Annotated in this window: 17 protein-coding genes and 1 pseudogene; 5 read left to right on the forward strand and 13 right to left on the reverse strand. The window is 56.1% G+C overall.

The window, feature by feature from the left end; translation table 11 throughout:
- From pilB to PSV38_RS09105, 8 genes are all read right to left on the reverse strand, one after another.
- On the reverse strand, positions 1 to 1,734 hold the full coding sequence (pilB, locus tag PSV38_RS09070; RefSeq protein WP_300546738.1) for a type IV-A pilus assembly ATPase PilB: 1,734 nt from the start codon (positions 1,732 to 1,734) through the stop codon (positions 1 to 3).
- 79 nt (positions 1,735 to 1,813) lie between these two features.
- Positions 1,814 to 3,544: an ABC transporter transmembrane domain-containing protein gene (locus PSV38_RS09075; protein WP_300546739.1), complete on the reverse strand. Its 1,731-nt coding sequence runs from the start codon at positions 3,542 to 3,544 to the stop codon at positions 1,814 to 1,816.
- Positions 3,544 to 4,491: a lipopolysaccharide heptosyltransferase I gene (gene waaC / locus PSV38_RS09080; RefSeq protein WP_300546740.1), complete on the reverse strand. Its 948-nt coding sequence runs from the start codon at positions 4,489 to 4,491 to the stop codon at positions 3,544 to 3,546. The genes PSV38_RS09075 and waaC overlap by 1 nt, the downstream gene beginning before the upstream one ends.
- A complete protein-coding gene (locus tag PSV38_RS09085) occupies positions 4,492 to 4,791 on the reverse strand; it encodes a hypothetical protein (protein WP_300546742.1) in 300 nt (99 codons plus the stop codon).
- Positions 4,775 to 5,071 carry a hypothetical protein gene (locus tag PSV38_RS09090; RefSeq protein ID WP_300546744.1) on the reverse strand — a complete coding sequence of 99 codons (297 nt, stop codon included), beginning with the start codon at positions 5,069 to 5,071 and terminating at the stop codon, positions 4,775 to 4,777. Before PSV38_RS09090 ends, PSV38_RS09085 begins: the two co-directional genes overlap by 17 nt.
- 49 nt (positions 5,072 to 5,120) lie before the next feature.
- A complete protein-coding gene (locus tag PSV38_RS09095; RefSeq protein WP_300546745.1) occupies positions 5,121 to 5,795 on the reverse strand; it encodes a DUF4254 domain-containing protein in 675 nt (224 codons plus the stop codon).
- A gap of 84 nt (positions 5,796 to 5,879) precedes the next feature.
- On the reverse strand, positions 5,880 to 6,299 hold the full coding sequence (locus PSV38_RS09100; protein WP_300546747.1) for a putative toxin-antitoxin system toxin component, PIN family: 420 nt from the start codon (positions 6,297 to 6,299) through the stop codon (positions 5,880 to 5,882).
- A complete protein-coding gene (locus PSV38_RS09105; RefSeq protein ID WP_300546748.1) occupies positions 6,299 to 6,544 on the reverse strand; it encodes a ribbon-helix-helix domain-containing protein in 246 nt (81 codons plus the stop codon). The genes PSV38_RS09100 and PSV38_RS09105 overlap by 1 nt, the downstream gene beginning before the upstream one ends.
- A 235-nt stretch (positions 6,545 to 6,779) precedes the next feature.
- Here PSV38_RS09105 and PSV38_RS20450 point away from each other — a divergent pair.
- Positions 6,780 to 7,301 (forward strand): annotated as a pseudogene (locus PSV38_RS20450) (ATP-binding protein); the annotation flags it as partial.
- 18 nt (positions 7,302 to 7,319) lie between these two features.
- Positions 7,320 to 7,967 (forward strand): hypothetical protein, encoded by a 648-nt coding sequence (locus PSV38_RS09110; RefSeq protein ID WP_300546750.1) that lies wholly within the window; start codon positions 7,320 to 7,322, stop codon positions 7,965 to 7,967.
- Positions 7,968 to 8,016: 49 nt separating this feature from the next.
- On the opposite strand, the gene PSV38_RS09115 is transcribed toward PSV38_RS09110, so the two are convergent.
- Both PSV38_RS09115 and PSV38_RS09120 read right to left on the reverse strand, forming a co-directional pair.
- The gene (locus PSV38_RS09115; RefSeq protein ID WP_300546751.1) at positions 8,017 to 8,364 is read right to left on the reverse strand and encodes a DNA-binding protein; all 348 of its coding nucleotides are present in this window, start codon (positions 8,362 to 8,364) and stop codon (positions 8,017 to 8,019) included.
- On the reverse strand, positions 8,345 to 8,641 hold the full coding sequence (locus PSV38_RS09120; RefSeq protein WP_300546752.1) for a DUF6516 family protein: 297 nt from the start codon (positions 8,639 to 8,641) through the stop codon (positions 8,345 to 8,347). The genes PSV38_RS09115 and PSV38_RS09120 overlap by 20 nt, the downstream gene beginning before the upstream one ends.
- On the opposite strand from PSV38_RS09120, the gene PSV38_RS09125 reads away from it, so the two are divergent.
- Positions 8,640 to 8,777 carry a hypothetical protein gene (locus tag PSV38_RS09125; protein ID WP_300546754.1) on the forward strand — a complete coding sequence of 46 codons (138 nt, stop codon included), beginning with the start codon at positions 8,640 to 8,642 and terminating at the stop codon, positions 8,775 to 8,777. The two genes, PSV38_RS09120 and PSV38_RS09125, sit on opposite strands and share 2 nt — an antisense overlap.
- 111 nt (positions 8,778 to 8,888) lie before the next feature.
- Entirely contained in the window at positions 8,889 to 9,086 is a 198-nt protein-coding gene (locus tag PSV38_RS09130) for a hypothetical protein (protein WP_300546756.1), read from the forward strand.
- A 171-nt stretch (positions 9,087 to 9,257) separates the two neighbouring features.
- On the opposite strand, the gene PSV38_RS09135 is transcribed toward PSV38_RS09130, so the two are convergent.
- On the reverse strand, positions 9,258 to 10,211 hold the full coding sequence (locus PSV38_RS09135; RefSeq protein WP_300546757.1) for a glycosyltransferase family 2 protein: 954 nt from the start codon (positions 10,209 to 10,211) through the stop codon (positions 9,258 to 9,260).
- 50 nt (positions 10,212 to 10,261) lie between these two features.
- On the opposite strand from PSV38_RS09135, the gene PSV38_RS09140 reads away from it, so the two are divergent.
- Entirely contained in the window at positions 10,262 to 10,720 is a 459-nt protein-coding gene (locus PSV38_RS09140; RefSeq protein WP_300546759.1) for a glycosyltransferase family 2 protein, read from the forward strand.
- 508 nt (positions 10,721 to 11,228) lie between these two features.
- Here PSV38_RS09140 and PSV38_RS09145 read toward each other — a convergent pair.
- Together PSV38_RS09145 and PSV38_RS09150 are read right to left on the reverse strand one after the other, a co-directional pair.
- A complete protein-coding gene (locus tag PSV38_RS09145; RefSeq protein ID WP_300546761.1) occupies positions 11,229 to 12,263 on the reverse strand; it encodes a GDP-mannose 4,6-dehydratase in 1,035 nt (344 codons plus the stop codon).
- On the reverse strand, positions 12,260 to 13,138 hold the full coding sequence (locus PSV38_RS09150; RefSeq protein ID WP_300546762.1) for an NAD(P)-dependent oxidoreductase: 879 nt from the start codon (positions 13,136 to 13,138) through the stop codon (positions 12,260 to 12,262). Before PSV38_RS09150 ends, PSV38_RS09145 begins: the two co-directional genes overlap by 4 nt.
- Positions 13,139 to 13,147 lie beyond the last annotated feature (9 nt).

The following is a 13,147-nucleotide window of genomic DNA, read 5'->3' on the forward strand; positions in this document are numbered from 1 at the left end:
CTATTCGTTGGTGACCGAGATCACCTCTTCCAGAGAAGTCATGCCGGCTTTGACCTTGACCAAGCCGGCCTCGCGCAAGTCTCGCACGCCTTCGCGCTTGGCTTGCTCCGCAATATCCATGGCTGTGCCCAGTCGGAGGATGATGCGTTGTATTTCTTCACTGATGGGCATGACTTGGTAAAGGCCAACCCGCCCTTTGTAACCATTGTTGCAACTTGAACAGCCCACAGCCTTGTAAGGACGCCATGAACCGTCGAGGTCGGCCTCTTTGAAGCCGGCCCGCATCAGTGCCTCTTTAGGATACTCCGCCGGTGCTTTGCACACATCGCAAAGTTTGCGCGCCAGGCGCTGTGCCGTGATCAAGATCACGGCCGAAGCGATGTTGAACGGCGGGATGCCCATGTTCAACAGCCGCGTGAGCGTGGTGGGGGCATCGTTGGTGTGCAAGGTAGACATCACCATGTGGCCGGTCTGCGCTGCCTTGATGGCGATGTCGCCTGTTTCCTGGTCTCGGATTTCGCCGACCATGATGACGTCGGGATCTTGCCGCAGGAAGGCCTTAAGCGAGGCCGAGAAGGTCAGGCCCGCGCGGTCGTTCACGTTGACCTGGTTGATGCCGGGCAAGTTGATTTCAGCCGGGTCTTCAACGGTGCATATGTTGACGCCAGGCTGGTTCAGGATGTTCAGGCACGAGTACAGCGACACGGTTTTGCCCGAACCCGTGGGCCCGGTGACCAACACCATCCCGTAGGGCCGATAGATCGCATTCATCAGGCGCTCTTTTTCGGCAGGCTCGTAGCCCAAGGCCTCAATGCCCATTTTGGCCGACGCCGAATCCAGGATCCGGATCACGATCTTTTCGCCAAACAGGGTGGGCAAGGTGCTGACCCGGAAATCGATGGACTTGTTGCCGAACTTGAGTTTCATGCGGCCGTCTTGCGGCACGCGTTTTTCTGCGATGTCCAGCCGCGAGATGACCTTGATGCGCGAGGCCAGCTTGTCCTTGATGGCAATCGGTGGCTGCGTGACTTCGCGCAATTCGCCATCGACCCGAAACCGCACGCGGTAGTTGAACTCGTAGGGCTCGAAGTGCAAGTCAGACGCGCGGGCGTTGATGGCATCGACCAGCATCTTCTGCAGGAACTTGACGACTGGGGCGTCTTCCACCTCGGTGGACAGCTCGGCCGCCTCGGGCTGGCTGGGGTTGTTCAAGTCATCGGTGATGTCGAACTCGAAATCACCGGAGGTCAGGGCATTGAGCTGTTCTTCGGCCGAGGCGGTTTGCCCTTCCAGCAGGCGCGACAGCTTGTCGTGCTCGACGATGACCCATTCCGGGGTCAGCTGGGTGGCGAACTTGATGCGCTCAATGGCTTCCTGGTCGGTCGGGTCGGCGCCGGCCACGAACAGGCGGTTGCCGCGCTTGGACAGCACGACCACCTGGTATTGCGTCGACAGCTTGTTGTCGATCACGCCCTTGGGCAGGCGCTGCAGATCGACGGCGGCCAGGTCGAGCACGGGCACGGCCAGGGAGGTGGACAGGGTTTGGGCCAGTTCGCTGGCAGAAATGGCACCGCTGGACATCAGCGCGCTGATGAAGCTGCGCTTTTGGTCCTTGGCAGAGCGGGTGAGGTCTCCTGCGGATTTGACGTCGAGTTTGCCGGCGTTGACCAACACGCGGGCCACGCCAGTCAACGATCCGGAGCCGGGAGCTTCTACCAGGGTGTTATCGACCATTTAATAAATCATCCGCGATTCAATACCGTCTGTAAACCACAAAAGACCGTTAATCACCCTGGATTATCGCGGTTCAGGTTCAATGGGCGGACTGGATTTTCACCATGCCGGCGTAAAGACCTTGCCGTGCGATAAGTTCGGAATGGGTGCCTTGCTCCACCACTTTGCCTTCGGACATGACGTAGATGCAATCGGCGTTGCGGATGGTGCTGAGGCGGTGGGCGATCAGGATCAGGGTTTTGCTGCCGCGCAGGTCTTCGATGGAGCGCTGGACCACGGCCTCGGATTCAGAATCAAGCGCGGAGGTGGCTTCGTCAAAAATCCAGACGGCGGCGTCGCGGTAGAGGGCGCGGGCGATGGCCAGGCGTTGGCGCTGGCCGCCCGACAAGCGGCTGCCGTTGGTGCCCACGGCGGCGTCCATGCCTTCGGGCAGGGTCAGCACGTGGTTCCACAGATTGGCGGCTTTCAGGCAGTTCTCGACTTTGGCGCGGTCCAGGCCCAAGGGGCTGGCGTACGCGACGTTCTCGGCGATGGAGCCTTCGAACAACACGATGTCTTGCGAGACCACGGCGAAATGACTGCGCAAGCTGGCCAATTTCAACTGCTCTGTGGGCACGCCATCCAGGGTGATCTGGCCACTGCTGGGGTAGGCAAAGCGCAAGAGGGTGTTGACGACGGTGGTTTTGCCGGCGCCCGATGAGCCGACCAGGGCAATGGTGCTGCCCGGCGCGACGTGCAGGTTCAAGCCATTCAAGGCCGGGTTGGTGGCCCCGTCAAATTGAACCGTCACATCGTTGAAATCGATTCGCCCCTGGCTGGTGGGCATCTCCACCGTGCCGGCGTCGGGTTCGGGCGGGGTGTTGAGCAATTCGAACGCGCCCCCGGCCGTGATCAGGGCGCTGTTGATGGGTTGGAACACGTCTGTCAAATGGCGCATGGGCGAAATCGTCATCAACAAGGCGGTGATGAAGGAGACGAACTCACCCACGGTGGAAGCGCCTTTGCTGGCCTGCCACAGGGCCAGGGTCAGGATGATGGACACCCCGATGGCGGCCACGATCTGTGTCAGGGGAGTCACCAGCGAACTGGTGGCCACCTGTTTCATCGTCATGCGGCGATGCAGAGTGGCTTCTCGGTCAAAGCGCTGCAACTCAAAATCAACGGCACCAAAGGTGCGCACCACACGCCAGGCGCGGGCGTTGTCGTCCACCGTGGTCACCAGCCGCAATTGCGACTGGTACTGAGCTTGGCCCACCTTGTTCAGGCGCTTTTGCACCAGTTTCACAGTCAGCCCGAGCAAGGGCATGGACACGAAGGCGATGAGTGTCAGTTGCGGGTTGAGGTAGATCAGGTAGGCGATCAGGAAGAACAGCGTGGAGGCATCTTTCACGATGGACACGATCGCATTGCTCATCAGTGTGGAGGCGCCTTGCGGATCACTGATGACCTTGCTGACGGCCACGCCTGGGCTGATGGAAGTGAACAACTTGGCATCGGCCTTGAGCAAGGACCGCATCAAATCGCGGCGAAGGTTCAGCACCATGGTGGATGAGGCGGAATTCATCACATAGGCGCCGCCGAAGTTGAAGGTGCCTCGGACCACGAACAAGCCGATGACCACCACGGGCACCAACCAAAGCGGGTATTTCAAGCCTTCTTGGAAGCCCGAATCGATCAGTTTTTTGAACAAGGCGGGCAACAGGGGCTCCACCGCCGCGCCCAGCATGAAAAACACCAAGGCCATGCTCAGCATGCGCCATTGGGGGCGGGCGTAGCTCAACAACTGTTGAGCGGTGTCTTTCGATTCCATTAAAGCAACTGGTCCATTGAGGCGAGAACTTCGGTGCGCGATGGTACTTGGCCTTTGCCACCCAGGCTGATGACGTGGCCTGAGCCGGTGACGCCCGCCAAGCCAGGTTCGTGATCGCAGTAAATGCCCAGGGTGGGGCGGCCGTGCGCGGCGGCCAGGTGGGTCAAGCCCGTGTCCAGGCCCACCACCAATTGGGCATGCGCCAAGGTATCGCCGGCTTGGGCCACGGTCAGAAAGGGCGGCACCACGCCGTCGCACGCCTGGGCAATGTTTTTGGCGCGCTGCTCTTCTTCGGGGCTGCCCCACATCACGGCGATGGCGAGGCCTTTCTGACGCAACTGACTGGCGGCGACAATCCAGTCTTGTTGGGGCCAGAGTTTTTCGGGGCGGCTGGCGCAAGGGATCAGGACGGCGTAGGGGCCGGGCGCGGGAGTCCAGGCCTCGGCGCTGGCCTTCAAGCCGAAGTTGGGCGGGGTGGTGGGCAAGGTGTAGCCCAGCACCTGCGCGGCCAATTGGCGGCAGCGGTCTACCGCGTGCAGGTCGCGTGAGACACGGGCATGGCGTTTGTAAAAAAGGCTGGCCAGGGGCTCGCGGATGCTTTGGCGGTCGTAGCCTGCGCGCGGGCCTTGCGCAAAGCAGGCAAACAGCGCGCTTTTGAGCAGGCCTTGCATGTCGATGACCAGGTCATAGCGGTGCAGCGCCATCTCGGCGCGCCAGGTTTTGATGGCCGCTTTGGTGTCGGGGGCCCGCAGGCTTTTGCGCCACTTGCGCCATTGCAACGTGATCACGCGGTTGACCGCCCGGTGCTGATTGGGCATGGCCGCAAAGCTCTTTTCCACCAACCAGTCGATCTGAATACCTGGGATCGCCTGCGCGATGTCGCTGATGGCGGGCAGGGCGTGGACGACATCGCCCATGGAGCTGGTTTTGACGATCAGGATGCGCATTCAGGCATCTTTGGATGGCGTTCGTTGTGCAGGTCGCTCGGTCAAGCGGCCCGTGACGTACTTGTGCAGCACGCTGGCAATGAGCGTTTGATAAGGAATGCCTTCTTCCAGTGCTTTGACCTGAATGTCGGAGAGGTCTCCCGACGACAGCCGGATGTTGACCCTGCGGTCCTTGAGGGCCGTGGCCCTGGCTGCCGCCTTGAACTTGGCCAACTCGCTCTTGCTGGCGATGGACTTCAGTTGGCCTTTTTCAAAGGCCTGGAGAAGTTCGCTCTCTTCGTGATCAATCTTGGTGGGCATCATCGGCTCCTTGGGGCAAGTATTCCTTGGTCGCTTTGCGGCTAGGGATGACGGTTTTGAGAAAGAAGTATTCGTCTTCTTCGACAAACGGAACCAAGTAGGCGTAGCTGTCATGGGCGACGACAAGAACCCGTTGTCTAGGGTATTTTTGCTCATTTGGATGAGCAAGGATGTCCAGCAGGCCACCACCTTCGATGGCGACGACCATGCTTTCGAACGACACGCCTCGTTCTTCCTTGAGCACGTTGTTCTTATCCGGGCTCCAGCGGAATGGCTTCATCGCGTTATGCTAGCCCAATGTGTGCCTTTTGTCACCAGGCGGCTGGTGTTCAGCTCCTGGCCTTGTTCTGCTCCGCCACCAGCGCGGGGTTGAAGCGCGGATCGTTGTACATCTTGAACTGGCGGTAGACCTTGAAATAGGCGCGGCCTGCCTGGGTGTCGGAAATCAAGGCATCAAGGCAATCGCCCAGGTCGGCGCGCTGTTGCAGCAGTTTTTCCAGTTTGACTTGGCTGCTGCTTCGGTGATCGGCGTCCACATCGGTGCGCAAGGTTTGGGCGCGCATGGCGTGGATTTTGAGGGCCATGATGGACATGCGGTCGATGATGCTGCCGGCGGTCTCGCTGTTCAGTCGGGCGTTGGCGGGCACCTTGGAGACGGGGGCGTCGGTTTGTGCCGAGGCGGCATCCACCAGGCCCAGTTCCGTCAGCAGGATTTCATCGACGCGCTCGGTGGCGTCGTTGCGGGCCTGGTTGAACTTGTCGATGGCGCGTTTGTTCTGGGCGATCTCATCGCTGCTGACGGTGGTGCGGCGCGCCAAGTCTTCTTCAGCCCAGAGGCTGCTGTTGAAGAAGTGGTTGGTGTGAATCCAGTGCCAGAGCAGGGCTGGGCGGTCATCATCTGTCGTCGCAGGGCTTGGGGGTGCGACGGGGGGGGCGCCTGCGCAGGCCAGGGTGGTGTCGTGCAGGTGAGCGACTTGCTCGCCCAGGTTGGTCAACATGCTCATCATCAGGCTTGGTTGTTTGAGTGGCCTTGTGCATTACACCGCACGCCGCGAGGGGGTGATTATCTGGTGAGGTTCGGCGTAATATTAAAGTGCTTCGGCGCAAAACACAGCAGGGGTGACGATGCGTGCGTGACCGGCGCTGCCCAGTTGAAGTAACCCGGCGCGGCGATCGCCCGTGACGAGGTAGTTCGCGTCACCAACCAAGGCCATTGCCAACAGGAAGGCATCATTCGGGTCGTGAACTTCTACGCTTGGCGGCAGGCTGGGCCGATGTTCAAGCACGATGGCGCGCTGCATGTTATTCACCATCGCGCCGACACGGTGTGCTGGAAGAATGGCCTTGAGTTTGGGGTAGCGGCTTGCGCGCCTCACCTCATCAAGTTGGGCCAAGGATGTCACCAACTCGAATCGGGCTGCCCGCCAAGCGCGATAGATGGCATCGGGCGAGCCATGCGGAGAAATCAGCGCGCTGAGCAACACGTTGGTGTCGATAACGACCCGCATCAATGCTCACGGGCCCATTGAACCGCTTCATCAATCAGATCCGTCACTTCTGTCGCACTCATGCCAGCAGCAGTGGTGGCTGCTTTGGCTTGTTCAACAGCCCGCTCAAGGATGTACGAACGCACCGCTTGCTCAATGAAGCGAGACAAGTCGCCCTTGCGGCCACCACCCTGTGCCGCAATGAACATGCGAACTGCTTGATCGGTGTCTGGCGATACGGCGATGTTCCAGCGAACTGATTCCATAGTGACTCCGGTGTTTTGGTGCGTAAGTGTTTAGGTGTTTATATGCTTACCTGAATTGTGATGCAAGAGTTGACGAAGCAGCAGCGTCTGAACCGCGCGTTGCGTGTGGGACGCGTACGCATGCGCTTTACGCCTACGAGGCCATAGAAAAATGACCTCGCCTTTATTTTGCATAAATTTAGATAATCGTAAATAATTAGAAATAAATTCCCGTAATTTTCCGTAAAGGCCTGTGATGTCTCAATCCTTGCTCCTCCCGGGGCAGAGTGCAGATTTTTTTCACCGCAATCAGTTGGCTCAGGCCTACGCTGATGCTGCCTTGGACAAAACCCTTGGAGTGAACAGTGGCCTGTTTCTGGCTGCGCCCAGGCGCACGGGCAAATCCACCTTTGTTCGGCAAGATCTGGTGCCGGCGCTTTGTCAGCAAGATGTTGAGGTTCTTTACATTGATCTGTGGGCTGACAAAACACAAGATCCGGCTGTGCTCATATCCGATGCCATCCGCGCAGAACTCAAAAAGGAAGGTGGGGCCATCAGCAAACTGGCGGCCAAAGCCGGGCTTTCAAAATTCACCATTGGTGCGCTTGGCAGCGGCCTGAGTTTTGACCTGTCACAGCTGGGCCTCAGCGCCAATGCCACGCTCACCGATGCACTGTCGGCATTGGCCACGGCGAATGGCAAAAGGATCGTCGTGGTGATCGATGAGGCCCAGCATGCCCTGACCTCGGAGGCGGGGTCTAACGCCCTGTTTGCCCTCAAGGCGGCCCGCGACGCGTTGAATCTGGCTGGCAATGGCCTTCAGATCATCGGCACGGGCTCAAACCGGGACAAGCTTGGGTTGCTGGTACATCAGCGGGATCAAGCTTTTTTTGGTGCCGATCTGGTGAATTTCCCGCCACTTGGTGAAGATTACTGCCAGTGGCTCTGTGCCAGGTTGGGCCTGGGCCTTGATCTTCATCAAGTGTTTGAGTTGTTCAAGGAGGCAGGTTCACGGCCAGAAATGATGGTGCCTGTATTGCGAAGCCTGCGGCTTGACCCGCCAGCTGATGGACAAGACCTCAACCAAGTGTTGGCGATTCGAGTGCGCGAAAAAATCATCCAATGGCAGCAGAGTTTTTTGAACGATTTTGCGCAACTTCCCATGTTGCAGCAGGCACTTTTGCGTGAAATTGCCATCGACTCACTGGACGACGGTGCCAAGCGCGACGGCATGTTCAGCGAGGCCATGAAAGCGCGCCTCAAAAGCCGCATGGAGGCGCAAGGGCAAGACTCCAGCAACCTGTTTAAAGAAGACGCTTCAAGCACGTCGGCCATCCAGAATGCGCTGGACAACCTGCGCGAGAAGAATTTTTTGTGGCGGGCCCGCCGAGGCGCCTATTGGCCAGAGGATGAGCAGCATGTTCGCTGGCTTCTTGGTGAGTGATGGCGCTTGCCGCACTTGAATTGCGTTTGATTGACTCTGTGCCAGAAATTCATGCCGCTTTAAGCATGAACTCCACTTTGACTGAGTCAAACGGAAATTCCACTTGACCCGATGCCGATCGACTTAGAACGCCTGCGTCGAGCAATGCCGTGACATCACTGTGCACAGCCTTCACATCGCGACTGACACGCCTTGAAGCTTCGCGGATGGAAATTGGCCCAGCGCCACACATGGCCTTGAGCAACTCCCATCTTTTGGCGCTAAGAACTTGCCAAAGTAACTCAGGTGATGCGAAACCAATTCGAGCCTCTGCATCGCCCTTGCCTGTGCGCATGGCTCGGGATGCATCCGCCAATGTTTCAGACAAACTACGCACTTCAAGAATGACCGTGTTCATTGTTCCACCTCGCGATATCAGCGTTGAAATCCAGCATGAGCTGGTCCGGTGTTGTGAAGGCGTAATTTGATTCTGTCGCCCCGAAATGAAGGTGATCGCCTTTGCCACGCTCGTTGTCGTATCGCACCACACATTCACCGTTGACCACATAAGCCAGTCGATATTTGAACGGATGTTCCGATGGAGGAATGGGTTCGGAGACTTGCCAGACAGCAACCTCAGCAAATGAATCGGGCGTCAGGACGACACGGCGGCGGAGCAGTGGGATTGCCTTCATGTTGGACATTTTGACATCACAACAAGTTGTTGTCCATTACGACAACACTTTGCGAACAAAATACTTCATGCACGTGCACTGGCGGAAGAAGGACTGGGGCGAACTCAGCAAGATTGCCAATGGCGATCTTGCATGAAACGGATCGTCCTGCGGTCAAAAGCGCGCGATGATCGCCGTGACGAAGTGCGGTACTACTTGTGATGTTGTTGACGACGGTGCCAAGCGCGACGGGATGTTCAGCGAGGCCATGAAAGCACGCCTCAAAAGCCGCGTGGAGGCGCAAGGGCAAGATTCCAGCAGCCTGTTTAAAGAAGACGCCTCAAGCACGTCGGCCATCCAGAATGCGCTGGACAACCTGCGCGAGAAGAATTTTTTGTGGCGAGCCCGCCGAGGCGCCTATTGGCCAGAGGATGAGCAGCATGTTCGCTGGCTTCTGGGTGAGTGACGGTTGCTTGGGCGTGATTTGTCGTAGCGTCCACGCGCGATCGTGCGAAGTCCGGAAAGACCTTCAGCAGGCCGATGCTGTGGTGGCGCTTGTTCATGAGTACTTACCGCATTTGATGAGCCACGGAGTTTCCTCTGTGCCATTTCAGCATGGCCATGAAAGTATCCAGTTTCAATCTGTGTAGAAGTGATCTGTCTGTCGCCGTTTTCTAAGTGGGCGAAGGGCCATGTGCCAGATCAAGGCAAGGCATTCGCTCAGCGACCCTTTACCTTCGTGCTCAAGCAGAAAATTCCGCATGGGCAAGGTGCTTTTCGCTTTGCGGCGTTCTAGTTGCCATGTTCGAGACATATACCGTAACCAGACCGTTCTGCCGTGCTGAGTTTTGAGAAAATATGGAATGATCGACTGGTACCCTTTTGTTACCTCGTTGTTTGTGTTCGAAATGGTAAATGAATCAGCATGCGACCTGAAGAATACAAGAGGTTCGTTGAGGTGCTCTATATACTTGTATTCTTTGGATGTCAGCAAGGAAATCATGGCGTCGGGGCCGGCACCATTTTTTTCATATGGGTGGGATACAGAAGTCGGAAATGTCAGATGCAAATGCTTGCGAACATCTTTGGTTCTGATGAGAATAGCTCCGGGGCTGACGGGCGCCTTGCCCTCGATGAGCAGATCTACGAACAAACCCGGGCTGATCCGACTGGATGTCGGTAAATTATATTCGACCCGTGAGGCTGAGGCTGGCGACGGTCCGATTTGCGCTACACAGTAAACGAAACCGACATCGGGGTCCGCCAGTTTTGGCGTCATTTTTTGCAGGCAATCGGGGTTCAGGCAGTCATCACTGAATAAAATCTTGCAGTAATCTCCTGTTGCCTTGTTGATCCCTTGCATCCAATTCCGAACCGGGCCTAAATTTTTTTCATTGCGGATCAAAACGATGCGTGCATCTTGTTGCGCCAAGCCCTGACAGATCTGCCAAGTTTGGTCGGTGCTAGCATTGTCTGAAACAATGATTTCAATGTTAGGATATTTTTGATTTTGGGCGGATTGAATACATTCCGCGATGAATTTTTCACGGTTGTAGGTGGGAATGATTATGCTGACTTTGGTGTTGGTCATATTTTTTCCGTTCCAGTCAAGTATGAACTATTATATAGTGATGGACCGAAATGTCTTTGTTGTCAATATGTATTCCAGCCCTTAATCGGCTGGATTTCCTCAAAGCATCTTTGCTTGAATTACTGCCTGCCGCTCAATTGCTGGGTCTGGAGGTTTGTGTCTCGGACAATGCATCTTCTGATGGAACGGCGAGTTTCCTTGCTGGTTTGGTGAGCCAGTATCCTTGTTTGAAGGTGAGGAAATTCGATGTGAAGGTTGATATCGATTCTAGTATGATGGCGGAGATAGCCATGGGCACGGGGGAATATGTTTCCCCTTTAGGTGATGATGACTGTATCGAGCCTGGCGCACTTGGTTTGTTGCTGACCTACCTGCATTGTCAGGACGGCATGGTTGTCTGGAATGGGTGGCATACTGGACCTCAGCTTCAAAAAATTCACCTTCACCTGGGTGATGACTTTGCAGGAAAGGCTTACGATCGACCGGATGCAGCATTTTCATGCTTGTAGGCCAAAATGCCATTTGGCTCATTTGTTGTCCGCGCCAAATTATTCCCCAAAACGTTGTCCACGAGGTTTCATGGAACAAGTCATGCCTATACCGGCGTCGTTTGGGATGCCCTAGCTAAAAAATTCGAAACAGATGCGGTTTGCCGGGTAAGTTGCATGGCGGAACCCGTTGTGTTGTTGCGCGGAGCGGAGAAGACATGGAGAAGGGACGCTGTTGACATTCTGCTGTTCCAGATTGGTGTCTGGTTTTGGCGAGTTCCACATCAAAAAATATACCGGCATGCGGTCCTTGAGGCGATGAAGGGCTATGGGCGTATCTATTTAAAGTTTTCAAAGATAATACGATATAGATGCGCGGGAGAGTTGCAGTGGAGCAGCTTTAAAGGATTGCTGTCCATATGGCCTCAACGAAGATTTGTTATCCTTGCCGCCATGCTATTGCCGCCCTCTCTTTTGCGCCGTTATTTAAAGAGAAGAGGCGTTGACCACTCTGTCACAGGCTTATAGTTCATCGGGCGTTTTGGTTAAGGGTGGTGGTCCATTTCAGCATTTTGCTGATGCCTTCCTTTGCAGATACTTGCGGGCGCCAACCGGTTAGTTCGGATATTTTTGTAATATCAGCTACAAATACCCGTTGATCACTTTCTCGAGGTGGGCCCTGGGTAAATTCAAGAGGATGCCCAATTTCTTCTTCGAGCAGTTTGAACAATTCAAGCAGGGACAAGCTATTGCTGATACCTCCGCCAACGTTGAATGCTTGGCCGGCAGCTTTGTCGAGATGTTGCGCGACCAGGAAATACAGCGTAATCATGTCCTCGGCATGAAGCACATCGCGTACCTGTTTGCCGTTTCCGGAAATGCCAAATGGGTTTTTTCTTTCGCCATTTTTGGTTTCCATCGCCATTTGACAAAACCAGCCAATCCAGCCCTGATCAACGGTGGCGAACTGTCGGCCGCCGTACATGGACGAATGGCGAAAGGCCACCGTTCTGAGTCCAAAAATACGGTGATAGTCGCGCAGGTATTGATCAGCGGCACCTTTTGAGCAGCCGTACGGGGAGTGAAAGTCTAGTTGCGTATCTTCTGAGAAACCATTTGGGCGGTCTGTGCAGACGAAGCGCGTTGCCATTTCCTGGTAGGCATACTGCTCAAGGTCACCATATACTTTATTGGTGGACGAGTAGATGATGCCGGCGCGTGGCGCGTATTCGCGAAGTGCCTCTAGTATATTGAGCGTCCCCAAGGCGTTGACCTCGAAGTCCATTCTGGGGTTCGCAATGGAGGTTGTCATGGCGACTTGGCCCGCAAGGTGGAACACCATGGTTGGGTCAAAACCCTTAACCGCCCTTGCCACGTCATTGGCATTGCGTATGTCGCCATGCACGAATTCGAATTTCCCCAGGTTGCGAAGCCAGGTGAGATTTGCCTGTGAGCCCTGTCTGTAGAGGTTATCGAAAACGCAGAGGTCGATACCTTGAGCGATTGCATGGGCGGCAAGATTGCTGCCCAAAAAACCGCAGCCGCCAGTGATCAGCAGTTTCATGCAAACTCCAATTCAATTGTTTTTTGTAGCCCAGTATCCAGGCTATGCATGGGTTGCCAACCCAGGGTGCGAATTTGATCTATGTTGGCCTGGCAGTGCATGGCCTCATTGAGCCGATAAGGTATGGCGCCGAACCGCAGTTCGGTCTTGGATTGTGTCAATCGGTGAGCGGTTTCGACAAACTCGCGGATGGTGGGCGCCTGACCCGTGCCGACCTCGATGTCGACTGCATCGGGCAGGGCCGCAGCCTTGTCCAGCAAAGTCTCATATGCGCTGACCACGTCATCGATGTAGATGAAGTCGCGCCTTTGCTCACCCGCCGTAAGAGGAAGAACGGCGTCGTTTCTGTGGCACGTTTGCAAGACATGGGTGGTGAACTTGGACGGGTCGTCTCCCGCGCCGTACATGTGCTGCAACACCACATTGACCCACTGCAGCCTGCCACCTGTTTGGTTTGCGAAAAGTCGGCCCCACTGCGCCAGCTGGTGTTTGCTCATGGCGTAGGGGTTGACCGACTTGTCTAGTGCTGTGCCTGTGTTGATGAACACGGTAGGGTAGTCAAGGCTTTGTAAGGACTGGAGCAGGCTGATGCCAAGTCTGAGATTGGCATCCACCAACTGCAAAGTGGATTCGCCTTGGCGCCCATATGCGCACGCGGTGTGAATGAGCACATTGGGGCGCGCGCTCTGCACGAAGGCCTGCAGCTGCGCGTCGCTTTGTGGCCGCGCGATGTTGAAGCTTGCCGCCCGATCCTGCAGCCTATCAAGTTTCGAATTGGGCCGCAGTAGCAACGACACCTGATGGCCTTTGCTTTGCAGGTGCCGTGCTAAAGCACTGCCCAGGAAGCCGCTTGCACCGGTGAGCAGGATGTTCAACTTGATCCC

The organism is Aquabacterium sp. (assembly GCF_029946005.1).
GTDB lineage: Bacteria > Pseudomonadota > Gammaproteobacteria > Burkholderiales > Burkholderiaceae_C > Aquabacterium.